Here is a 23,384-nt window from a genome sequence, read left to right on the forward strand (position 1 = left end):
AATGGACGAACTCGAAGAACAGCTGGCCAAACAGCTGGCGGAGGTACGGGCCGAACGGGACGAACTCGCCGTCGCCGAACGAGTCCCTGAGCGGATGAGCGAGCAGCTCGCCGACGAACGCGCCTCGGCCGCGACGCCCGGACATGTGGCCGGACGAGCGGTGATGCTGATCCCGCACCGCACGCCGGACGTGGAGGAGACGCAGCTTCCGCCGGACTACCAGCGCATCCTCACCGCCGTGCGGCAGGCCGCCGGACCGGTCATGGCCCGCGAGGTCGGCGAGATGCTGGGAGTGGACGTCAGCGTGCGTGCCAAGCTGGAACCGCTGCGCGGAAAGCTGGTCAGACTGGCCGACCGCGCTGGCTGCGCAAACTGCCCGACGGCCGGTTCACTACCCGCCTGTGAGCAGCGACGTAGCCGTCTCGGGGCGGTGCAGGGTGGGCGTAACCATGGTGCCCCCGGCGGCCGTTGGAATTGTGTGACGAAAACCAAAGAACGGGCCGAGACACCTGCCCGCCTGTCTATCAGTGCCGTCTGCCGCTGTCCACGCACACCGTCAACCACCTCGCCGATCTACTGCGACGCCGCCTGAAGGCGATACGGTCCCGGTGGCGGATCCTGCCGCACGGGAAGATCGCGGTGATCGTCCTGGCCGACATGGCCGGCGGCAACAACGTGTCCGAGCGTCCGCCGCTGGCGCGACGAGCTGATCGCGCTGCTCGCCGCACAGGCACCGCGCCTGGACCGCGCCCTGAAGAAGGTCGCCAAGCGGGGCGGCGAGGTGGTCCTGATCGGCGGCACCCTCATCCCCACCCAGCGCCGCACCGGAAGAGCCGACCGGCGGAACTACTCCCGCTGTGAGGATGATGGCCGTGTCGTTCCGGCCGTGGCCTGACTCGTACTCTGGCTGGCTGCTTGTGCCTTGTGTTTGATCTGCCGCCCGGCCCGGCCGTACCCATGACATCACCGCCGCCCGCCGCGACCACATCCTGACCCACCTGCGCGCCGCCGGCCTCGGGGCGCTGGCGGACCTCGGCTTCCGCGGCCTGGACAACGACGTACGCGACCCCGTGATCGTCACCGGCTTCACAGCCAGCCGCGCCCACAAGCTCACCACCGGCCAGAAGGAAGTTAACCGCGTCCTCGCCGTCGGACGCGCACCGGTCGAGCACGGCTTCGCCGACCTCAAGAACTGGCGGACCCTCACCAAACTCCGCACCGACCCCGCCCGCGCGACCCGCCTCCTGCGCGCCCTGCTCGTCCTGACGAACCTCGAAGTCAACCGCTGACAGACGATCTACTCCGCAGACTGCCGCCCACGACCAGCGTGAGGACCCCGGAGGACCGGCACACCAGCCCTTTGACCTGCAACTTCAAGTTGGCGGAGGCTCAGTACACCGCACACGTTCGCTACCTGAGCTACCGCCCCGGGCGCCAGTGCACGCCTTGGGGCGGTGGGCGGGGGCAGGTCAGCCGCAGTCGTTGCGGTTGATTTTCAGGGAGGGTCTGATCGTTGAGGTTGTAGCCGCGCAGGTCGTGGATGGAGCCGCCGCTGCGGGTGACGCACACGTGCCGGCCGCTGTGGTTGCGCTTCTCATACACGCGGGCGGTGCGGTCGGAGTTGTTGCGGATCGAGCTGCCGCGGTCACGGATCGCGGAGGGCAGGTCCTTCACGCTGCCGTCCACGGCACGCCGCACCCAGGGCTGGCCGCCGGTCGGCGTCGATCCAGCCGCCGAAGGACTGCTCGCGGTCGTAGCCGGTGCGGGCCTCCGCGGCGACGGGGAGCTGGGCCACCGCTGCGGCCAGCGGCAGAGTGTCGGCGGCCGGGGCGGCCTGCGCGGCCGGAGCGATCGCGGTGGGCAGGACGGCGAGAAGGACGGCGGTCAGGACGGTGAGGGCAGGGCGCACGGCGGCTCCTTGACGAAGAGCACGAGCAGGTCGTGACGCTTCGTAGCGAGCCTGCGCTGCGGCGCGCCCGGGAACCGGGAGCACCGTCACCCTGACGAGCGATAAGTCAGATTGTCACGACCATCCGCGCCCGGACGCCGCACGCCGCCATGAGCCGGGGTTGCGGCAAGGGTTGCGCTAGAGGTTGCGCCTACTGTTGCGCACCCCGGCGGACCGTCCCAGTATCCGTGCAGGTCACCACGCGGTTTCGGTATGGTCGGGCCGCTGACATCCCCGTTGCGCCCCCCTTCGCCCATGCTTTGGCTGGAGTTGAGGAGGAGGGAGGGCGGGATGGGCGGCGCGGATGCAGCCGGGGATCAGGGCGCGCTCACGGTGTTGCGCGTCGGCGGGGCCGCCACGCCCGCGCCACCGTCAGTGCGGCGGTGACGTCCAGAGCGGGGCGTCGGCGGGGGAGAGGTCAGGGCGGGGGCGGTGCAGGCGTGCGGGGTGGCGCCACCGGCCGGAGGCGTCGCGGGCGACGTCGACGCCGACTTCCATCACCAGCTCGGGTTCCACCAGCGTGACGTCCAGGGTCTCCCGGCTGCCCCACCCGGCGGAGAACGACCAGCCCGTCCACGAATGCCCGCGCCACGCCGGGGCGAGTAGCCCGGCGACCGTGCTGCTCGCCGCCTGGGCGAGGGTGGTGGTGCGGCCGGTGTACTGAAGGCGGCCATCGTCGTACCTGCCGAGCAGCAGACTGCTGGGCGCGGCCAGGGGGCCGGTGACCGCGCCGACGATCGCCTCGGTGGTCTCGCGCACTCACTGGTGGAGTGTCGGTATTCGAGAGCTGCAGTATTCGCCCGGAGGGCGAGTGGACACGCACCTGGCCCGGTGACGTCAGAGGGGCCGGTCGCCGCGCGTCACGTCACGCGAAGGCCCTCGCGGTCTTCGAGGGCGCTGATGGCGGTGGCGGTGAGGCTGTGGGTGATGTGACCTCGCATCAGCTGGGCGGCTTCGGCGGCACGGCCGTCCACGATCAGGGAGACAAGTTGGTGGTGTTCCTGTAGGTCCCTGGTGCGGGGTTCGTCACCGGGCGGGAGTTCGAGGCCGAGGCGCCGGTAGCGGTCGGATTTGTCCCACAGGTCGTCCAGGAGACGGATGAGGACGTCGTTGTGGGAGGCCCGGTACAGCGCCTGGTGGAAGGCGCGGTGGGCCGTGAGTGCCTCTTCCCCCCATTGGCGGGTGACGGGGAGGAGTTTGTCGACGGCGGCCTGCATGGTGGCGATGTCGTCGTCGGTCCGTCGCTGGGCGGCCAGTTCGGCGGCGGTGGGGTCCAGGGACAGGCGGACCTCGAAAAGCTGGCGGGCTTCGTTCGAGTTCATGACGGAGACCCGGACGTCGCGGTGGGTTTCGACGGTGACGAGTCCTTCGCTGCTGAGGCGGCGGATGGCCTCGCGCAGGGGCGTGATGCTCATGTTGAGGGACTCGGCGAGGTCGTACTGCGCGAGCCGTGACCCGGCAGGGAGAGTGCCGGAGAGGATCCGATCGCGAAGTTCTGCGTAGGCGAGGTCGCTCTTGCTGAAGAACAGGTTCTGTCCTGCCATAGCCCCCTGACCGTTCCCTTCCCGAGGTTCCCCACCCCTTGACATCCCGCATCGGACCGGCCCAGTCTAACAGGCGTTGCATCTTATAAGATATTAGGAAGGTTTCCGTAGTGAAGATCATCAACCTCTATGAGGGCGTCGTTCCGATCAGCTCCTCGATCCGCAACGCCTGGATCGACTTCAGTTCCATGGACTGTTCGATCGTGGCGATCGAGAGCGACGTCATCCGGGACGGCAAGCCCGTGGTGGGCTACGGCTTCAACTCCAACGGCCGCTACAGCGCCGGCGAGATCCTGCGCCGCCGAGTCCTGCCCCGCCTCCTCGAGGCCGAGCCCGGCAGCCTGCTCGACGAGCAGGGCGGCCTGGACCACGCCAAGGCGTGGGAGGTGATGATGAACAACGAGAAGCCCGGCGGGCACGGCGAGCGCTCGGTCGCGGTCGGTGTGGTGGACATGGCCCTGTTCGACCTGGCCTCCAAGATCGAGGGCAAGCCGCTGTACCGGTATCTGTCCGAGCGCTACGGCGACGGGCAGCCCGACGACTCCGTCTTCGTCTACGCCGCCGGCGGCTACTACGCCCCGGGCAAGACCCTCACCGACCTTCAGGACGAGATGCGCGGCTTCCTCGACCTGGGCTACGACGTCGTCAAGATGAAGATCGGCGGCGCCGACCTGGCGGAGGACCTGCGCCGTATCGAGGCCGTCATCGACGTCCTGGACGGCGACGGCTCCCGGCTGGCCGTCGACGTCAACGGCCGCTTCGACCTCACCACGGCCCTGGAGTATGGGCGGGCCATCGAGCCCTATGGGCTGTTCTGGTACGAGGAGATCGGCGACCCGCTCGACTACCACCTCAACGCCACCGTCGCCGAGCACTACACCGGCCCCATCGCCACGGGCGAGAACCTCTTCTCCCTCCAGGACGCCCGCAACCTGATCCGCTACGGCGGCCTGCGCCCCGACCGCGACACCATCCAGGTCGACCCCGCGCTCTCCTACGGTCTGGTGGAGTACCTGCGCATCCAGGACATGCTCCGCCAGCACGGCTGGTCATCGAGGCGCTGCATCCCGCACGGCGGGCACCAGTTCTCCCTGCACATCGCAGCCGCCCTCAAACTCGGCGGCAACGAGTCCTACCCCGGCGAGTTCCAGCCCACCGGCGGCTTCGCCGACGACGCCGTCGTCGAGAAGAGCCGCGTCGGCCTGACCGACACCCCCGGCATCGGCTTCGAGAGCAAGGCCGCCTTCTACAAGGTGCTGCGCGCCCTGCACAGCTGACCGCCACCCCACCGCAGACGCGCCCGTCACCGGGCGGGCGCCGTCGGTCGGCACCGCCGGACACGGGCGCCACACACGAGACAGGCGCCACACACGAGACAGGCGCCACACACGAGACAGGGGGCGCGAGCCGCGTCGCGTCCCCCGCACCCCCACGGGGCAGGGCTACACACGATCGTCGTGCAAGGGAGCACCAACGATGACAAGCACCCACACCGCCGGCCGCCCGCAGCGGTCACGGCTGAGCCGTCTCATACGTGAGCTGTGGTTCCAGGTCGTAGTGGCCGCCGTCCTCGGCATCGCCGTCGGCATCCTCGCGCCCGGGCTGGGTGAGGACCTGAAGCCGCTCAACGACTGGTTCATCGCGCTGGTCAAGATGATCGTGATCCCGGTCGTCTTCTGCGTGGTCACCACCGGCATCGCCTCCATGGACAACCTGCGCAAGGCCGGCCGGATCGGTGTGAAGGCGATCGGGTACTTCCTGGTGCTGTCCCTGGCGTCCATGCTGATCGGGCTGGTCGTCGCCAACATCTTCCAGCCCGGCTCCAGCCTGCACGTCGACCCCTCGTCACTGAACGCCGACGACGTGCCCAAGACCGCCACCGAGCACGCCACCTTCACCGGCTTCGTCTCCTCCCTCATCCCTGCCTCCCTGCTGGGCGCGATCACCGGGGACGCGATCCTGGCCGCGCTGATGGTCTCGATCGTCTTCGGTGTGGCCCTGAACATGGCCGGCGAAGAAGGGGCACCGCTGACCCGCGGCATCAAGGCGCTGTCGGACGTCGTCTTCCGCATCGTGGGCTGGGTGATGCGGCTCGCGCCCCTGGGCACCTTCGGCGCCCTGGCCACCGTGGTCGCCACGTACGGCGCCGAGAGCCTCAAACAGCTCGGCTACCTCATCATCCTGTTCACCGCGACCTGCATCGTCTACGTCCTGGTCGTCCTCGGCGCCATCATGCGGGCCTGTCGCCTGAGCCTGTTCGGCCTCATCCGCTTCCTCAAGGCCGAACTGCTCGTCGCCCTCAGCACCTGTTCCAGCGAGGCCGTCCTGCCCCAGCTGGTACGCAAACTGGAGATCCTCGGCATCGGCCGACCTGTGGTCGGCATCGTCATCCCCTCCGGGTTCTCCTTCAACCTGGACGGCTCCGCGGTCTACCTCACGATGGCCTCCCTCTTCCTGGCCCAGGCCATGGGCATCGACCTGTCCTGGCAGCAGCAACTGATCATGGTCGGCGTCATGATGCTCACCAGCAAGGGCACCGCCGGGATCGCGGGCGGCGCGTTCATTGTCCTCGCCAGCACCGTCACCGCGCTCGGCCACATCCCGCTCGCCGCCCTCTCCCTGATCGTCGGCATCGACCGCATCCTCAACGAGGGCCGCGTCTTCATCAACGTCCTCGGCAACGCCGTCGCCACCATCGTGATCGGCAAATGGGAGAACGACTTCGACACCGAACAGGCCCGCAAGGTTCTGCAATCCCGCACCACCACGCCGCCGAAGGCCGAGTCGGACACCGCCAAGGTCGGCGTCGGCAAGTAGCCGTGCCCGTCGAGTGCGGACACCCCTCGACGGCATACACCTCACCCACCAGCGGCATCCTCCAGGCCGCCGTGCACCAGGACAGATGAGGACCCTTCCCGTGAGCACGCCCAGCGTCTCCTACTCGATGACCATCCGGCTCGAAGCCCCGCGGCAGGCAACGCGGTGTTCAGCTGACGGCCACGATGGAGGCGCTGGGCGGTTCGGTCACGCCCTCGCCGTCGTCCGCCGACGCCGACCGTCTCGAACGGTCCTTCCTGCGTCGTCTCCAGGGCCCCGGCTTGTGCCGACTGTCATCTCGCCTGTACCTGCTCGGAAAGGGATCCGAGCGTCGAGTTCGTATCCGGTACAGGGTCAGGAGACCTTTCTGGTGGTCAGGCGTACTGGGTGGGGCCATGGGCTGTCGGTGGCGGCCCGATGGGACGACGCCGGCTGATCACGCGGGAGCAGTGCTGCTGCGGAGGCTCGCGGACGCTGGAGCCGGCTGGGTCCGCGCGGCTCCTGCGGGTCAACGACGGATCCGCCGTTACTGCACACTTTGATTCTGGCCACCAGGGTCTCCTACTGGCGGCTCGCTGCGCCTGGTCTGGAGGCGCTGACCGGCTGTGGCGTCCTCTACGGCTCAGCCAGGGACCGCCGATCCATGGATGAACCTTCCTCTCCCGCCCCTGCGCGGGCGCCCCTACGGTCGAGACCGCGGGCGCTCACCGGCCCGCCGTACCGAAGGAGCAAGACCCCCATGAAGATGACCGGCAACACGATCCTGATCACCGGCGGAACCTCGGGCATCGGCCTCGGTCTGGCCCTGCGTCTGCACGAGGCCGGCAACAAGGTGGTCGTCGCCGGTCGGCGGAAGGAACTCCTCGACGAGATCACGGCCGAGCACCCGGGCATCGACGGGCTCGTCCTCGATGTCGCGGACCCCGACTCGATCGCCCGGGCCCGTGAGACCGTGGCGGCGAGCCACCCGGGGCTGAACGTCCTGGTCAACAACGCCGGCATCATGCTGCGGGAGAACCTCCTCGACCCGGCCGAACTCAAGGTCGCCGAGGATCACGTCACGGTCAACCTGCTCGGCACGATCCGGATGACGTACGCCTTCCTGCCCCTGCTCGCGGGCAAGGACGACGCGGTCGTCATGAACGTGACCTCCGCGCTGGCCTTCGTCCCGTACCCGAGCACGCCGACCTACAGCGCGACCAAGGCCGCGCTGCACTCCTTCTCCGAGAGCCTGCGCATCCAACTCGCCGGTGCTGACGCCGGCGTCCAGGTGATCGAGGTCGCCCCGCCAGGCGTGCGCACGACCCTGCTGGACCAGCAGGACAACGACCACGCCATGCCGTTGGACGACTTCCTCACCGAGACCCTCGACCTGCTGCGCGAGAAGCCCGACGCGAAGGAGCTTGTCGTCGAGGGCGCCAGGTTCATCCGCGACGCGCAGGCCACCGGCTCCTACGACAACGTCCTCGCCATGATCGCCAGCAGCTGACCGACCTGTAGTGACCGACGCGAAACAACAACACGCGGGCAGGTCCTGTGACCACATCATGGATGAACGCGAACTGGACCGTCTCGGGGAGGTCCTCACCGAAGGCGACCGGCTCCGTCCTGAGCGCCGACGGGTACGCGAGCGCCCGGCCGACGAGGCCGGGGGCCGTTCCCAAAGCGTCGGGCCTGCGTCGACGGGGGACCGTCGCCGCAGGCCGTCTTCCATACCGGCGGCCTGCGGCGCACCGCCGACGATCAGCGAATTTCCAGCGGGTCATGCAGGTCAAGGGCCCATCGGGTCTTCCTGCCGCGAGCGCTCTCGGCGTCGGTCTCACTCATGGGCGGCTTCGCGCGGGTGGGAGAGGGGTGCTCAGCCATGGATCGGCGGTCTCTGGATAGCCGGCCTGGATACGGTGAGGATGGGGTCATGGACAAGAAGGAACTGGCGGATTTCCTGCGCCACCGGCGTGAGGCGTTGCGGCCCCGCGACGTCGGGCTGGTCGAGGGGCCGCGCAGGCGTACGCAGGGGTTGCGCCGCGAGGAGGTCGCGCAGCTCGCCGGCATGTCCACCGACTATTACGCCCGGCTGGAACAGCAGCGTGCTCCGCAGCCCTCCGTCCAGATCACCGCGGCTCTCGCCAGGGCGCTGCGGCTGTCCCTGGACGAGCGCGACCATCTCTTCGTGCTCATCGGCCACAACGCCCCGGCCCGCTTCCAGCGCTCCGAACATGTCAGCCCGCCGCTGCTGCGGGTCCTGGACCGCCTGGACGACTCCCCGGCCCTGGTGCAGACCGACCTGCTCGACACCCTCGCGATGAACCCCCTGGCCGTCGCACTGCTCGGCGACCAGACCCGCCACACCGGTCTGGCCCGCAGCGGCTACTACCGCTGGTTCATGGACCCGGCCGAACGTCTGATGGTTCCCGAGGAGACCCGCGAACGCCACGGCCGCGCCCAGGCAGCACGCTTGCGGGCCGCGCTGACAGCCGGCAGCGACACCCCCCGAGCCGCCCGGATCCTCGCCGAACTCCAGGAACACAGCCCCGAGTTCGTGCGCATGTGGGAACTTCAGGAGGTCGCCCAACGCTACGACGACTGCAAGACCATCCTCCATCCCGAACTCGGCCGCATCGACGTCGACGCCCAGCTCCTGTTCACCGAGAACCGCGCCCAGACCCTGGTGGTGCTGACCACCCGCCCCGGCACGGAGAGCCACAGCAAACTCGAACTGCTCTCCGTCATAGGGCACCAGCAGCTCACCTCCTGACATCCTGGGCCACCCCTCGCACCCACTTCCGCACGGCTTTCGCTCTGCGCGCTGCGGCCAGACATGTGGGCCCCCTTGCTGTCCGGGCTCCGTGGTCGGGCCGCCGATTTGACCGGATGCCGCCTCCGTTTTACTCTCGGATGCATACGGAGGCAGCATCCGTTTTGATGCGGCCGCAGGATCAGGACAGGCAGGAGGGCGCATGAGCGCCGGTGAACTGCGGGGACGCAAGCCTCGCGCGGACGTCCAGCGCAACCGCGCTGCCCTCCTGGAGACCGCGCAGCGTCACTTCCTGCAGCACGGGGTCGGCACCTCCCTGGAGGCGGTGGCCAAGGAGGCGGGCGTCGGGCCCGGCACCCTGTACCGGCACTTCCCCACCCGGGAGGCGCTGCTGGCGGCTGTGCTGCAGACGCGCTCCGAGGAGCTGGTGGCCCGTCTGGCGGACATCGAGCAGCTCGACGACCCCGCCGAGGCGCTGGAGCAGTGGCTGCGGGCGATGGAGGACTACTTCAGCGCCTTCAGCGGGCTGCCGGACCCGCTCATGGCCGCGGCCAGGGCGCAGGAGCCGGACAACCCGCTCACGATTCCCTGCGACATCCTCATCTCCGCCACCGATAGGTACGTGCGAGCCGCGCAGCTCGCGGGGCGCGTGCGCGCGTCGGTGCGCGGGCACGACCTGTTCCTCGCGGCCTGCTCCATTGCCTGGATCAAGGGCACCGGCACCGAGGAGGAGCCGCTCGACCGGCTCCGCACGCTCATCGCGAGCGGCTACCGCGAGCGGGACACCCAGGCGTAGACGTCAGGCCCCCCGACCCGGCCCCCGCGACACCAGGTGGCACCACCACCCGGCCGTCACATCTCGCTGCCCTCAGGGGCAGTGCAACCTCCCAAAGGACAAATCATGAAAATTACTGTCATAGGCGCTGGCGCCATCGGCGGGAACCTCGCTGCCAAGCTCAGTGCGGCCGGTCACGACGTCCAGGTGGCCGACGCCCGCGGCCCCGAGGCCGTCCGGGCGGAGGTGCTGGAGTCCGGGGCCCGCGCGGCGGAGCTCGCCGACGCCGTCCAGGGCCGGGAGGTCATCGTCCTGGCCATCCCCTTCGGGGTGGCGGGCAAGCTGGCCGGCCCGCTGGCCTCGGTCCCCGCCGAGACGCTGATCATCGACACCTCGAACTACTATCCGCACCTCAGCGGGCACATCGAAGCCGTGGACAACGGCGAGGTTGAGAGCGTGTGGAACGCCGAGCAGCTGGGACGCCCCGTGGTCAAGGCGTGGAACGCCGCCCTGGCCGAAACCCAGCGGACCCGCGGCGTGCCCGCCGGGACCCCGGGCCGCCTCGCCATCCCGGTCGCCGGCGATTCCGAGGAGGCGCGGCGTGTGGCCATGCGGCTCGTGGACGACACCGGCTTCGACCCCTACGACGCCGGCCCACTGGCCGACTCCTGGCGCCAGCAGCCGAACAGCCCCGCCTACTGCACCGAGCTGACCCTCGCCGAGCTGCCGGCGGCCCTGGCCGCGGCCGACCGCGTCAAGGACGCCCGCATCCGCGACAGCGTGCCGGAACGCCTCGCCACCCTCCCGGCCACGGCCACCCTGGAGGACGTCGTCGAGATGAACCGCGCCGCCCACCGCTGACGCATGCGGAGCCGTCCGGCCGTGCCAGGCCGGCAGGAACACCCGTGAAGCGCATCTGAATTCGCGGGAATCAACCACGCCAGAATGGAATCGCCTTGTCTACCACAGCCATGCCCACTCCGGCTTCGGCCTTCACCGACATCGTGCAGGCCCGGCACTCTGTGCGGAGTTTCCTCCCCGATCCGTTGTCCGCCTCGGACATTCGCGGCGTGCTGGAAGATGCACAGACCGCCCCGTCGAACTGCAATACGCAGCCGTGGACGGTGCACATCGTCTCCGGCGCGGCGCGGGACGCCCTGAGCAAGGAGATACTCAGGGCCGACGAGGAGGGCCGCTTCTCGCCCGATTTCACCTTCGACTACGCCGACTTCGGTGACGGCGCCTACCTCGACCGGGCACACCACCACGCCGCGACCATGACCCAGGCCCAGGGCCTGAAGCGCGAGGACCGGGAAGCCCGGAAGGTCGTCGCCCGCAAGGGCCTGGAGTTCTTCGGTGCACCGCACGCCGCCTTCCTGTTCATGCCGACGTTCGGCGACGGAGTGCGGGCGGCCGGCGACATCGGCATGTACGGGCAGAACTTCCTGCTCTCTCTCGCCGCCCGCGGTCTTGCCGGCGTCCCGCAGACCCAACTCGGCTTCTACGCCGACACCGTCCGCGACTTCCTGGGCGTCCCCGAGGACCTCAAGCTGCTGTTCGGCATCTCCTTCGGCATCGCCGACGAGACCACGCCGGTGAACAACGTCCGTATGGACCGCATGCCGCTGCAGCAGAGCGTGGTCCTGCACGACACCCCCAGCATCCTCGACGCGTAAGAGCCCGCTGCGCTCGTCACCGGCGGGAAGAGAAGACCCACCACCATGTCATTCACCGTCTCAGCCGCCGAACCACTCCAAGTACGAGACCGAGCGCTATGAACAGGAGTCCGCCGGGATCGTGACGCATCTGTCCAGTCTTCACCACTCGGGTGGTGATCGTCATGCCTGCACCAGCGTGACGCTGTCAATTTTCGGAGCTACTTGGTGCCAGTGAGCCTTCAGCGCGGGCACCGATCGGGGGACGCCGCCGGGATGTGCGACGCACGGGGCTCCCATGCCGTTGAGGGAGGTGTTCGAAGTCTCAACCCACCAGCACAGGAGCCGCGTTGGTTCCCTATCTTGCCGCACTCGACCTGCCCCACGCGCTGGTCGAGTGGGTCACGATGCTCATCGTCACCCGCGAGGGTGACCGACGATGCAAACTCCCGCCGCACCAACGTGCGCTCGTCGGCCTGACGTACCTGCGTAAGCACGACACGCTCGCTCAGATCGCCGTCGGCTTCGGCATCTCGGTGGGCACCGCTCACGCCTACACCACCGCGGTGATCAGCCTGCTCGCCGACCGCGCACCGGGCCTGCTCAAGGTGCTGCGCAAGACCGATCCCGACTACGTCCTGCTCGACGGCACTCTCGCGAAGTGTGACCGCCTGGGCGACGGCCGGGCCGACTACTCCGCCAAACTCCGCCGACACGGCGTGAACGTGCAGGTGGTGACCGATCCGGAGGGCCGACTGCTGTGGATCTCGCCCGCACTGCCCGGCCACGCGCGCGACCTGACCGCAGCCCGCGCCCACCGGATCATCCGGACCTGCGAACGCCGTCCCGGTCCTCGCCGACCGTGCCTACATGGGAGCCAGCCCGTGGCTGACGACACCCCTCAGACGCCCGCCCGGCCGCGACCTCACACCAACCCAGCGAACGGTCAACCGCGCGTTGTCCGCAGCACGGGCACCGGTCGAGCGCGGCATCGCACAACTGAAGTCATGGCGGATCTTTCGCAGGGCGCGATGCAGCCCGAATCGAATGACGTCAATCGCCGCCGCCATCCTCACCCTGGAGCAGCAACGCTGAAAGTACTCAGTGGGTAGTTGCGTTGGGGAGGTTGACCGTCTTGTACTCGAGGAAGGAGCTGAGCCCCTCAGGCCCGAACTCACGTCCGATGCCCGATTCCTTGTAGCCGCCGAAGGGAGCGGCGAACTCGATCCGGTACCCGTTGATCGTCAGGCTTCCCGTGCGTATGTGGCGGGCGATCCGCATGGCGCGGTCCTCGTCACTGCTCCACACGCTTCCCGACAGGCCGTACTTCGAGTCGTTGGCGATGCGGACGGCGTCGGTGTCGTCGTCGAACGGGATCACGACGAGCACGGGGCCGAAGATCTCGTCCTGTGCGATACGCATGCGGCTGTCGACGTCGGCGAAGACCGTCGGTTCGACGTACCAGCCTTTCGGCTGGCTCGAGGGTCGGCCGCCGCCCAGGTTGATCGTCGCACCCTCCTGCCGCCCACTGGCGATGTAGTCCTCGACCCGTCGCCGTTGGCGTTCCGCCACCAGCGGGCCGACCTCGGTGGCGGGATCGTGCGGATCACCGACCGTCAGTGCGGCCGCCGCCTCGGAGACCGCATCCACGACCTGCCGGTAGCGGCTGCGATGAGCGAGAATCCGTGTCTGCGCCAGGCAGTGCTGGCCGGACATCATGATCGCGAAAGGCATGAGGGCCGGCACGACGCTGTCGAGGTCGGCGTCCTCAAGGATGATGGCGGGCGACTTCCCGCCGCACTCGAGGGTGACCCGCTTGAACTGCTCGCCGCAGAGGGCGGCGACGCGTCGCCCCGTGGCAGAGCTGCCGGTGAAGCTGATCTTGTCGACCTGTGGATGCCGCACCAGTGCCTCGCTGCTCGGCCGGTCGGCAGGCACGATGTTCAGCACGCCCGGAGGCAGGTGCGCTTCCATCGCGGCTTCAGCGAGCAGGTACGCGTCGAGCGGCGTCTCGGGCGCCGGCTTGAGCACCACGGTGCAGCCGGCGACCAGGGCGGGGGCGAGGTTCACCATCGTGAGGATGAGCGGGGCGTTCCACGGCACGATCTGCCCGACGACGCCGACCGGCTCCCGAAGGATCCGAGCCGGTCCGGTAAGGCCGGCTCTGTCCTCCTCGAACGGGAAGGTCGTGGCAAGCCCTCGGAAGTAGTCGAGGAGCATCACGGGAATCGGTGCCTGGAGGTGTTGGGAGAAGCTGATCGGCGATCCCATCTCCTCGGTGATGAGCTGAGCGATCTGCGGGACACGCGAGCGGAGATAGTCGGTGAAGGGCTTCAGCGCGTCCGCTCGCTCCTGGGGCGACATGCGCGGCCACGGGCCGTCATCGAAAGCGGCACGGGCTGCGCGGACAGCCCGGGAAACGTCGGCGGGCGTCGAGGAAGGCGCCGAGCCGATCTTCTCCTCGGTCGCCGGAGAGATGACCTCGATCAGGTCGTCGGCCTCCGACTCGACCATGTCGCCGCCGATGAAGAGTCGGTCCCGTACGAGGGCCGGGGCTTGGATGGTCACGTGGGAAGACATTGCTGGCCTCCTGGTTGTCGGCGGGATACGGGCACCTCGGTCCTGGCCCGCGTTCGTTGTCGGTCATTCACGATGGTGGGCGGCCGTGGGTGGCTTCGCGTCGATGGGCCGACGCTGAGAATTTCCGGGCGGGACCCTGAGGATTTCGCCTCCGGGCGGCCGGGATTTCGCAATTCATTGAGCGCCGTCGGCGATGAGTGCGGCGGCCCGCTCGCCGATCATGACCGTGGTCGCGTTGGTGTTCGCCGAGACGATCGAGGGCATCACCGACGCGTCGGCGACCCGCAGGCCGCCGATGCCGCGCACCCGCAGCTGCGGGTCGACGACCTGACCGATGGCGCAGGTCCCGACGAGGTGGAAGTAGGTGCCGGTGCAGCGCGCCACGTAGTCGCGCGCGGCGGCCCCGTCGACGACCTCGAGCCCGGGCAGTACCTGTCGGGCGCGCCACTCGGCCAGGGCGGACGCCGCGCCGATCTCGCGCGCCCGCTGGAATCCGATCAGCATGCGGCGCACGTCCTCCTGCTCGGCGAGGTAGTTGGGGTCGATCCGCGGCGCCTGCGTGGGATCCGGGCCGGCCAGTCTCACCGTGCCGCGCGAGACCGGCGTCATGACGGCGAAGCCGATGGTGTAGCCGTTGGCGGGGCCTTCCAGGGACGGTGGATGGAAGGGCACGTCGATGAAGACGAACTGGAGGTCGGGCTCGTCCACGTCCGGCCCCGTGCGCTGGAGCGCGCTGACTTCGCCGTGCTGGTTGGCGCCGGGCTCGACCGGCCGACGCGCCTCGTAGGTGATGCCGGCGAGGGGATGATCATGGAGGTTCGCGCCGACGCCCGGGAGGTCTTCGACGACGCCGATGCCAAGCTCACGCAGGTGGCGTTCGGGACCGAGCCCGGACAGCATGAGTAGCTTCGGCGAGCCGACCGCGCCGGCGGAGAGCACGACCTCCTCCGTTGCCCGGACGCGACGGGTCCGACCATCGACCGCGTACTCGACGCCGACGCAGCGATCGCCGTCGAGCAACACGCGCAGCGCGAGGGCGCCGGTCTCGATGGTGAGGCCCGGGCGGCGGCGGATCGGCTCCAGGTACGCCGCGGCCGCGCTCTGACGCGCGCCGTCGACGATGTTGAGCTCATGCCAGCAGACGCCCTCGGGCTGCTTGCCGTTGCTGTCCTCGGTCGCGGGGATTCCCACCTCGAGCGCGGCATCGAAGAGTGCCTGGGAGAGCGGATGCCGGTTGCGCGCCGGTGTGACGCGCAGCGGTCCGCCGACGCCGCGGTAGGCCGGGTCGCGTCCCTCGGCGTGCTCCGAGCGCTTGAAGTACGGCAGCACGCTGTCGTACTCCCAACCGGTCGCGCCCTCGCGCGCCCAGCGGTCGAAGTTGGCCCGGTGCCCGCGGATGTGGGCCATGGCGTTGATCGCGCTCGAGCCGCCGAGCACCTTGCCGGCGGGCATGACGTGGTCGCGGTGGGCCGTGCCGGTCTGGGGCACGGTCGCGTAGCACCAGTCGACCTCGGTCCCCATCAGCGCGGGCCACGCCTGCGGGACCTTGAGCAGGACGAGGGTCGCAGGACCTCCCGCCTCCAGCAGCAGCACGCGCGCACCGTCGCGTTCCGACAGCCGGGCTGCGAGCACGCAGCCGGCCGTGCCTGCCCCCACGATCACGTAGTCGTATTCGCTCGCTTCAGGCCCCCTCCGCGTAGCGTTTGCCGTTGCCATGTCGCTTCGCCTCCCGCGGATGTTGGCCTTGTTTCGGTAGCGTCCCCCGGCTTCTCCCGTTCTCTGCCGTGATTGTCGGCGGCCGGCGGCCACCTTCGCGTCGATGGACCAACCCTGAATTTCTCGGGCCGGGGCCCTGAGGATTTGGTCTACGGGGCCGCGGGCTTGTGTGATCCGCCGAGGTGCTCGGCGAGCTGCCGGCGCGAGCGGATGCCGAGCTTTTGGAAGACGTGGCGCAGGTGGGTCTCCACGGTGGGCAGGCTGATGGCGAGCGCTTCCGCGATCTGCCGGTTGGTCAGGCTCTGGTCGGCGAGGTCGGCAACGCGACGCTCGGCGCCCGTGAGCGCGTCGACCCCGCTGAGCGCCTGCCGTCGGGGCCGCGCACCGATGGCGTGGAGCTCCTCGCGCGCCCGCTGCGCCAGCGCCGTCGCCCCGCAGGACCAGGCGCCGTCCATGCCGCGCTCCAGCGCGGTCCGCGCCTCGGCGCGCCGGCCTTCGCGGCGCAAAACGGCGCCCAGCTCGACGAGCGAGCGCGCGTGCTCCAAGCGCGCCGGGGGGTCCTCGAGCACCGCCACCGCTTCCCGCAGCAGGTCCACCCGCTCGTTCGGACTGGCCGTCAGCGCGGCCGCGCGCAGCGCCACCCCGAGCGTTCGCGGCGCGCCGAACACCCGGGCAAGCTCGAGCTCCTCACACGCCAGCCGATGTGCCGCACCAGCATCTGCGGCTGCCAGCGCAAGCGCCGCCTGCGACCGCCAGGGCACGATTCCTGGGGTCACGACCGCGCCCTCCAACCGGGAGCCCAGGGCCAGCAGCTGATCGATCGCCTCCGCCGTGCGTCCCTGGGTGGCCCGCAGCCGGGCGCGCGTGCCGATCAGGAAGGAAAAGAGCAGCAAGGGACTGTCGGCGTCGGCCAGCCCGGTCTCGGTCAGCAGTCGCTCGGCGTCCCCGATTTTCCCCCGTTCGATCAGGGTGTCCACCAGCACGGCGACCGCGATCGGAGCATGCAGGGAGTGAGCCGGCGGCCCGCTGCCGGTCGGCCCGGTCCCCGGATGGAGGTGCGCCGCCTCCAGCGCGGCTCGGGCATCGGCATCGGCCTCGGCCAGCATGCCCAAGCGGTGGAAGAGCATCGAACGGAGCACGGCTGCATTCAGGAACTGTGCGGCCGACCCGTGCCGGCGGGCATCCTCCACCTCGTCGTCGAGCAACCGCCGGGCGAGCGAGTGGCCCTCGGCGAAGATCAGCGCCACGAAAATCTGGGCGCTCATCGGTGCACGTGCGAACGCGGGCACCTGATACCGGCCGCGGGCCGCCTCTTCGGCCAGGCGGAGAACCCGTGCGGCCGGCTCGTTGGCGAAGAGCGCCTCGACGGCCGCCAGACTGGAGATGTGGGGAGGGACGGGTTCGCCGGCAAAGGCAGGCGCTACGACCTGGCGGACGCGGTCGCGCAGGCCGCGCGGTGTCGAGAGGTCCACCTGCAGGGCCCCGGCCACGGCCGCCTCCAGGAGCAGTGCGCCCTCGGAGTCCCGCTCAGTGGCGTCGGCAATGAGACCGTCCAGAGCGGGCGCGACCTCGTGCGCGCGGTCCGACCAGACCAGCGCGGTGCGCAGGCGAAACCCGATCTCGATCTTCGCCGCGATGTTGTCGGTGCACTCCAGTGCGGCCCGCAGGTCTTCCGCGGCCGCTGTGAACTGGCCGGCGCTCTGCTCGGCGGCACCGAGCTCGCGCAGCAGCTCGGGCCTGGACATATCGTGTGCAGGCTCCGCGAGTGCCCGCTTGAGGTAGCGCACCGCGAGGTCGGGCGCGCCCTTGCGGGTCGCCGAGCGGGCGGCGTCGAGCAGGATCTCGACGACCTCCGCATCGCCGGTCGGCGCAGCTGCCAGCAGGTGCGACGCCACGCGCTCGACCGCGGACCCCTCGTGCCACAGCAGCCGGGCTGCGTCCCGGTGCCCTCGCGCCCGGCGGCGCGGGGGAAGCCGCGCATAGATCGCCCAGCGCACGAGCGGGTGCACGAATGCCAGGCCATCGGCGCCGCGCAGGATACTCATCGAGACAAGGCCGTCGACGGCGTCGTCGCAGCTTCCCGGATCGAGCCCTGCCAGTCGGGCAGCCTGCACGACATCGGCTCCGTCGCCCAACACCGCCACGGCTGCGGCCAACGCCGTAGCCGACGGCGGCAGGCCCGCCAGACGCAGGTTGATCCACCGCGACACTGTCTCCAGGCCCATCTCGCCGACCTGCTCGACTGCCGCCGAGGTCGGCTGCGCGCCCCGGGCATGCAGGGCGGCGATCAGCTGCGTGAGCAGGAACGGGTTGCCGCCCGTAGTCGTCCGGCAACCACGGACGAACCTCGGGTCGAGGGGCGCTGCCGCGAATGCGTCCTGCAGCAGGGTTTGTACCGCGTCGAGCGTGAACGGTCCCGGCCGGACGACGTCGACCTCCGGGCCCGCGACCAGCTCCGTGAGCAGCAGGCCGTGGGCGCCGGGGTCCTCCGGGCGTACCGCGACCATCAGCAGCACGGGCAGGCCGTGCACGCGCCGAGCCAGATAGCCCAGGAACCGCAGCGACGGCACGTCGGCCCAGTGCGCGTCGTCGACCACCATCAGCAGCGGGGCGCGCGCCGCCAGCTTCGCGGTCAGCCCATAGAGCCCATGCAGCGCGGCGAAGCTGCGATCGCCGCCGCCGACCGGTTCACCGAGACGATCGGCGCGGCCGCCGCCGAGCAGCCACGCGGCGGGAGCGGCAGCTCCCTCGAGCAACACCTCACGCTCCCCGGCCTCCGCGGCGGTCAACACCGTCTCGAACAGCTGCCTGGCGACGCCGAAGGCGAACTCGGTCTCCAGCTGCCCGCTGCGTGCGCTGACCACGGCCATGTCGCTCTCCGCCGCAAGCTCCGTCGCCGCCCGCAGCAGCCGCGTCTTGCCGACCCCCGCCGCCCCCTCCAGTACCAGTACCGTGCCCCTGCCGGCCCTCGCCCCTGCGATCGCCGCGCCGATGCGCCGCAGCTCGTCCTCACGCTCAAGCAGCCGGCTCTCGACGCCTGCGCCACCCGCTTCGCCAGGCCGCGCAGGACGAGGACCCACATCAGTGTCTTGCTCGTGGTCAGACGGCTCCACGGTGGCTTTCTCCCGGTTTCCAGGCTGCGAGCCCACCCTCCGGCCACCATCTCGCCCTCGTGCCGCTGCACGCTGCCAGATGCTGCTCCCTTGTCCCCATCAGGCTCACACGGGTGGGGCTGTCGCGCATCGGGGAGCCGGGCCGCCGGCTATGTGGTGCTCGTTCTGAAGGACGTCCGGAAGTTCTCAGTCTTCCCCGTCGCCGCGATCGACGATCCGGTGCTGCCAGAGGTGCTGGCGGAGCTGGCGGCGGCGCGGGCGGACGAGATAGGTCGTCCCCGCGCCCGCGGGGGTAGCTCTTCGCTGCCCACCACCGGATCCACCCCCGGGAGTCGTCCCCGCGCCGGCGGGGGTAGCTCCTCGACCTGCAGCGTCCAGTCGGCGGTGGCGCCGTCTTCCCCCGCGCTTGCGGCCGTTCGCGCAACGGACGGCGTACGGGATGCGCGACACCTCCGGGGGGCCGGGAGAAGGACGACAGTTGCGACCGGCGGATGATCCTGCCCGTGCGAGGGGCCCGCTCCGGGCCCCTCGGGGCTCTTACGGGGCTGCGGTGCCGACGGAGGGATCGCCTGTCGGCGCTGTGGGCAGGGCAACCTGCTGGGCCGGTAGCCCCTCATCAGGCGCCCGGGCAGGTGTCATGGGAGATGGTGGTGCATCTGCCGGGAAATACGGTCGGATCCTTCTCCAGAACAACGTAGAGCCCGGTGAGGATCGCGACGCCGACCAGAAGCGCAGCCCCGAGGTTCGGGTTTCGGTAGGCGGCATAGACGCCGGCCCCGCCCAGAATGAGGGCGACGATGAACGGCAGAGTCGTCATCGGGCCGCCCAGAAGAGGGTGAGCGCGAGTTGGGACTTAAGTTCGTGTTTCGGACATAGGTAACTCGACTCGTGTGCGTCTGGGCCCGTAGGCTCGGTAGCGCTGATGGTTTTTGCTCCTAACGGTCAAGGCTTTTCGAGAAGCAGAGATCGGCTGCGGGAACCGTCGGACTACGCGGTCGGCCCCCTGTTGGCGCAGGGGGCCGCCGGTCTTTGCGCCTCCTTGGATCGGGAACCGTCGGACTACGCGGCGACCAGCAGCCCGTTGGCGCGGTTCGGCTCCAACCCTCCTCGTAGGAGACTCAATTTGGCGCCGATGCCGCTGGTCTGAGAGAAGCCTACGGAAGGCGCGCGGAGCGACCACAATCGCGCGGACGGCGAACGACGACTTCCCGGACGTCAAACAGCCTCTGAGCTTGCGCTTTACGGCTTTGCCGCGGGCAGCGAGATGCGTAGTGGAGTTCCCATCTCTTCGAGCCGTTGGGAATGCTTCGCCGCCCCAACCCGCCCCACATGCACTTCAGGTGATCGATTCGGCACGCCAGGTGTAACTCGGGCGCGTGAAGCTGGGACGCCGGGTCATGCCGCCGGCCTTTCGCGCGGCCGCGCGTCCTTGATGGCCCCCGTGCTCCGCATGGAGGTCGGCCAGGCGGTCGCCGCTGTCGGGAGTCGGCGGGATAGTGGCGGTGGGACCTCGAATGCCCCCTCCGAGGGCGGGGCCGGCGTTCAGGAACGCGCTGGGCTCGGTCAGCGTGCGCTCCAACACGTCAGAAGGGTGCGGCGGGGCCGTGCCCTGGAGCCTGTCGCTTGAGGAACCTCAGGCGCCGACCGGCTGCCGCCGCTCGAAGTGATAGTGCACATCCGAGAACTTCGGCCCGGACGACGGCTCGGGGTAGCCCACCTCCCTGATGACGGGCCGGAGCCGGTTCGCGATGAACGCTTCACACGCCTCGGTCGACTCCCACAGGTCAACGACCCGCAAACCTGTGTCCGTGATGATCGCCGTGTGGAACAGCAGCCCTTCAGGAGGCTGCTCCGCTCGCGCGCCCACACGCTGATCCACAGTGTCGTACTGCTGCGCTGTCACTCCCGAAAACTCGACCTCCACCAGGACAGCCATGAGACCTCCCGTTACTGCTGCGAGCCGTGGCTGCCGGGCGGCAGCCTCGCCATTTCCAGGCTCTCCCCGCAGCCCCGGGCATGCAAAACGTGCGAGAGTTCAGCCACCGCGCGGACCGCTCCTGCCACAGCAATTGCGGGACAGCCCTTAGCCGACGCCCTGAAGCGCAGCCGCATCCCTCGTCGGGAGCTCAACCGCACTCTCGTTGAGGCGTTCGCCCGCCCCGATGCCCCCACCGTCTACAAGGCTCTCGTTCGCTGGATGAAGACCCAGAACCGCTGAAACAGCGGGCAGAAGCCTGGCCTTCCAAATCTGGAAGGAAGTGTTCGGTTGATTCGAACACGGCATCCGAAGCCGTGCATTGCGTCGCCGCGATCCTCCCGCTTCCGATACGTGCTGAGCACCCGTGCCGGCTGTGTCCGGCACGGCCCCTCGCGCGGCAGCCTCCCATGCGGCTACGCCTCCGCCCAGTCGAGTCCCAGGGCGGCGAGCTGCTGGTGTCCAGGAGCGGTTTTTCTGATCAGTGGGTCATGGGGTGGGCCTGGGCTGATCAGTTTGGTGTCTGGTGGTGGTAGCGCTCCAGGCCCCGGTGCTGCGGCTCGGTGATGGAGGGAACGGGGGCTTGGGCTGCGTGCTGAGCTGGTGCTTTGTCAGGTGGGATGAGTGTTGGTCAGCTGCGGTCAGTTTCATTGCGTGCTGATCAGGTTCGTTGAGTGTTTCTATGCGCTCGTTGTGGTGTCGGTGGGGTGGTTGAGCCAGTAGAGGGCGGTGTCCATGTCGCGTGGGGTCCGGTTGCGGATGGGGGTTGGGGCGGCGGCCAGGAGCTGGTCGATCGTTTCGATGTAGCGGCTGTAGCGGCTGTAGCGGCTGGGTGCGTGGCTGAGGGTGATGCCGAGAGTGCGCAGTCCGCTGTGGGCTCGCCGGTCGTAGATGGCCATGCGGTCGGGTGCGGTCCCACCCGGTGCTCGCCGTCCGGCCCGACGGTCGGTCAGGCGGGCCACCACCCATTGTTGTGCAAGCGACGGATGGACGGGTACCTGCGTTCGGCGGCCCGTCGACGAGGGGCGTCCGAGCGGTGCGAGTGCGCGGAGTGGGGAGATCGAAAGTGGGATTGCGCGAGGTGCGGGGCGCCCGGGCCTTCCAAGGCTGCACCCGAGTTCTGGCGGGCCGCTACCGTCTGGATGCGCTGATCGGTTCGGGTGGCGCCGCTGACGTACACCGCGGATTCGACCTGCGGCTGCGGCGGCCGGTTGCTGTGAAGGTGTTCCGCGCCGGTACCGGCTTCGACACGGAGGATGCTTTCCGCAGCGAGGCTGTGATCCTGGCCCGCTTGCAGCATCCGGGGCTGGTGACCGCCTTCGACGCCGGACACCATGACGGCGATGCCTTCCTGGTCATGCAGCTGATCGACGGGCCCACCCTGAAATCTCGCATCGCCGAGGCTCCCCTGTCGTGCGAGGCTGCTGCAGCGCTCGGCGCGGCATTGGCCGATGCCCTGGCTCACGCCCACGAGGCGGGGATCGTCCACCGGGATGTCAAACCGTCCAACATCATCCTGGACTCCTCCGGCTATCCCCATCTGACGGACTTCGGCATCTCCCGGCTGCTGGACGCGACTACCCGCACCGCCACAGGCACCCTGACCGGCACGGCGGCCTATCTCTCTCCTGAACAGGTCTTGGGCCGCTCCGTCGGCCGGCCCGCAGACATCTATGCCCTCGGCCTGGTCCTCCTCGAGAGCCTCACCGGTCGACTCGAGTACGACGGCGGCCCCCTCGAGTCCGCCATAGCGCGCCTGCACCGCCGGCCCGCCCTCCCGGATTTCCTGCCCGGCGGTTTTGCCACCCTCCTGCGGGACATGACCACTCTGGAAGAACAAGATCGCCCCATGGCGCGCCACTGCGCTCAAGCCCTGACCCGTCTCGCCGGAACGAGCACGGCAAACCCTGCCGCGCCCGGTGCCCGGCCCGCGCTCAGCGTCACACCGCCCGCAGCCGAGGACCACGCCGACACCACACACCAAAGCTCGTCCCCCGCCGCGAAAGCGCCCTGGAGCTCGAGCGCCTCAACAGATCTCCATGAGGAAGGGTGTCGGTCCCGGACCGTCCGCGGCCGCCTCCGAACGCGTGGGGCGGCAGCTGCACTCACCGCGCTCGTCGCCGCAGGCCTGATCGTCACCGACGGCCTCTCACATCCCGACGCCGCAGACAAGGCAGGGCCAGAAGCGGCCCCATCCGCCCCTGATCAGGCCGCCCCTTCCACCCCTTCGGACACCCCGGCTCACAACGATGACGCGCTCTCCGCATCGGCCGCCCCGCCCTCGCACGGCCCCTCCGCGCCCGCTCAGCCGCTGAGCGAGCCACTCCCAACACGCACACGGCCCGCCACCCACCCCGCCTCGACGCCCCACACTTCTGAGCAGGCAACGCCCATCGCAGCAGGGAGGGGCAGGGCAAAGGCTCCGACCGGACCGCCGGGTCAAGCGCGGAAGAACCAGATGGGCAAGAAGGCAGCACAGGCCAAGTGAGGAGCAGGAAGCGCCGAG

20 protein-coding genes and 1 pseudogene are annotated in these 23,384 nt (G+C 69.6%); 11 read left to right on the top strand and 10 right to left on the bottom strand.

All coding sequences use genetic code 11. The annotated features are described in order from the left end of the window. Position 1 precedes the first annotated feature (1 nt). Positions 2–592 carry a hypothetical protein gene (locus QF034_RS41190; RefSeq protein ID WP_307179741.1) on the top strand — a complete coding sequence of 197 codons (591 nt, stop codon included), beginning with the start codon at positions 2–4 and terminating at the stop codon, positions 590–592. Between the two features lie 397 nt (positions 593–989). Next, positions 990–1,289 carry a transposase family protein gene (locus tag QF034_RS41195; protein WP_307180106.1) on the top strand — a complete coding sequence of 100 codons (300 nt, stop codon included), beginning with the start codon at positions 990–992 and terminating at the stop codon, positions 1,287–1,289. A gap of 130 nt (positions 1,290–1,419) precedes the next feature. Here QF034_RS41195 and QF034_RS41200 read toward each other — a convergent pair whose 3' ends face one another. The 4 genes from QF034_RS41200 to QF034_RS41215 all read right to left on the bottom strand — a co-directional run bounded on the left by QF034_RS41200 (position 1,420) and on the right by QF034_RS41215 (position 3,492). Then, entirely contained in the window at positions 1,420–1,674 is a 255-nt protein-coding gene (locus QF034_RS41200) for a peptidase inhibitor family I36 protein (protein ID WP_307179742.1), read from the bottom strand. Continuing rightward, entirely contained in the window at positions 1,646–1,909 is a 264-nt protein-coding gene (locus QF034_RS41205; RefSeq protein WP_307179743.1) for a hypothetical protein, read from the bottom strand. Before QF034_RS41205 ends, QF034_RS41200 begins: the two co-directional genes overlap by 29 nt. Positions 1,910–2,320: 411 nt before the next feature. After that, positions 2,321–2,707, bottom strand: a complete 387-nt coding sequence (locus QF034_RS41210; RefSeq protein ID WP_307179744.1) for an ATP dependent DNA ligase — start codon at positions 2,705–2,707, stop codon at positions 2,321–2,323. Positions 2,708–2,808: 101 nt separating this feature from the next. Then, the gene (locus QF034_RS41215; protein ID WP_307179745.1) at positions 2,809–3,492 is read right to left on the bottom strand and encodes a GntR family transcriptional regulator; all 684 of its coding nucleotides are present in this window, start codon (positions 3,490–3,492) and stop codon (positions 2,809–2,811) included. 110 nt (positions 3,493–3,602) lie between these two features. Between QF034_RS41215 and QF034_RS41220 the strand changes: the two genes are divergently transcribed. The 8 genes and pseudogenes from QF034_RS41220 to QF034_RS41255 all read left to right on the top strand — a co-directional run bounded on the left by QF034_RS41220 (position 3,603) and on the right by QF034_RS41255 (position 12,589). Continuing rightward, the gene (locus QF034_RS41220) at positions 3,603–4,769 is read left to right on the top strand and encodes a mandelate racemase/muconate lactonizing enzyme family protein (protein ID WP_307179746.1); all 1,167 of its coding nucleotides are present in this window, start codon (positions 3,603–3,605) and stop codon (positions 4,767–4,769) included. A gap of 199 nt (positions 4,770–4,968) precedes the next feature. Further along, positions 4,969–6,309: a cation:dicarboxylate symporter family transporter gene (locus QF034_RS41225; protein ID WP_307179747.1), complete on the top strand. Its 1,341-nt coding sequence runs from the start codon at positions 4,969–4,971 to the stop codon at positions 6,307–6,309. A 739-nt stretch (positions 6,310–7,048) separates the two neighbouring features. After that, the gene (locus QF034_RS41230) at positions 7,049–7,798 is read left to right on the top strand and encodes an SDR family oxidoreductase (protein WP_307179748.1); all 750 of its coding nucleotides are present in this window, start codon (positions 7,049–7,051) and stop codon (positions 7,796–7,798) included. A gap of 426 nt (positions 7,799–8,224) precedes the next feature. Continuing rightward, entirely contained in the window at positions 8,225–9,064 is an 840-nt protein-coding gene (locus tag QF034_RS41235) for a helix-turn-helix transcriptional regulator (protein WP_307179749.1), read from the top strand. Between the two features lie 202 nt (positions 9,065–9,266). Next, positions 9,267–9,860, top strand: coding sequence for a TetR/AcrR family transcriptional regulator (locus QF034_RS41240; RefSeq protein WP_307179750.1), 594 nt, complete (start codon positions 9,267–9,269; stop codon positions 9,858–9,860). 105 nt (positions 9,861–9,965) lie between these two features. Then, complete coding sequence (locus QF034_RS41245; RefSeq protein WP_307179751.1) at positions 9,966–10,700, top strand: NADPH-dependent F420 reductase; 735 nt, start codon at positions 9,966–9,968, stop codon at positions 10,698–10,700. Between the two features lie 110 nt (positions 10,701–10,810). Beyond that, a complete protein-coding gene (locus QF034_RS41250; protein WP_307180107.1) occupies positions 10,811–11,515 on the top strand; it encodes a nitroreductase in 705 nt (234 codons plus the stop codon). 329 nt (positions 11,516–11,844) lie between these two features. Next, positions 11,845–12,589 (top strand): annotated as a pseudogene (locus QF034_RS41255) (transposase). Between the two features lie 6 nt (positions 12,590–12,595). Here the strand turns inward: QF034_RS41255 and QF034_RS41260 are convergent. The 6 genes from QF034_RS41260 to QF034_RS41285 form a co-directional block, all read right to left on the bottom strand. Further along, a complete protein-coding gene (locus tag QF034_RS41260) occupies positions 12,596–14,074 on the bottom strand; it encodes an aldehyde dehydrogenase (protein WP_307179752.1) in 1,479 nt (492 codons plus the stop codon). Between the two features lie 174 nt (positions 14,075–14,248). Beyond that, positions 14,249–15,790, bottom strand: a complete 1,542-nt coding sequence (locus QF034_RS41265) for a GMC family oxidoreductase (RefSeq protein WP_307179753.1) — start codon at positions 15,788–15,790, stop codon at positions 14,249–14,251. Positions 15,791–15,939: 149 nt separating this feature from the next. Continuing rightward, on the bottom strand, positions 15,940–18,903 hold the full coding sequence (locus tag QF034_RS41270) for an ATP-binding protein (RefSeq protein ID WP_307179754.1): 2,964 nt from the start codon (positions 18,901–18,903) through the stop codon (positions 15,940–15,942). Positions 18,904–19,519: 616 nt separating this feature from the next. Then, positions 19,520–19,720: a hypothetical protein gene (locus tag QF034_RS41275; protein ID WP_307179755.1), complete on the bottom strand. Its 201-nt coding sequence runs from the start codon at positions 19,718–19,720 to the stop codon at positions 19,520–19,522. 816 nt (positions 19,721–20,536) lie between these two features. Further along, the gene (locus QF034_RS41280) at positions 20,537–20,839 is read right to left on the bottom strand and encodes a hypothetical protein (RefSeq protein WP_307179756.1); all 303 of its coding nucleotides are present in this window, start codon (positions 20,837–20,839) and stop codon (positions 20,537–20,539) included. A 719-nt stretch (positions 20,840–21,558) separates the two neighbouring features. Then, the gene (locus tag QF034_RS41285) at positions 21,559–21,777 is read right to left on the bottom strand and encodes a hypothetical protein (protein ID WP_307172939.1); all 219 of its coding nucleotides are present in this window, start codon (positions 21,775–21,777) and stop codon (positions 21,559–21,561) included. Between the two features lie 167 nt (positions 21,778–21,944). Here QF034_RS41285 and QF034_RS41290 point away from each other — a divergent pair, with 167 nt between their 5' ends. Beyond that, positions 21,945–23,366, top strand: coding sequence for a serine/threonine protein kinase (locus QF034_RS41290; RefSeq protein WP_307172938.1), 1,422 nt, complete (start codon positions 21,945–21,947; stop codon positions 23,364–23,366). The last annotated feature ends 18 nt before the right edge of the window (positions 23,367–23,384 follow it).

This window comes from Streptomyces africanus, from assembly GCF_030816955.1.
In the GTDB taxonomy this organism is placed as follows: domain Bacteria; phylum Actinomycetota; class Actinomycetes; order Streptomycetales; family Streptomycetaceae; genus Streptomyces; species Streptomyces africanus.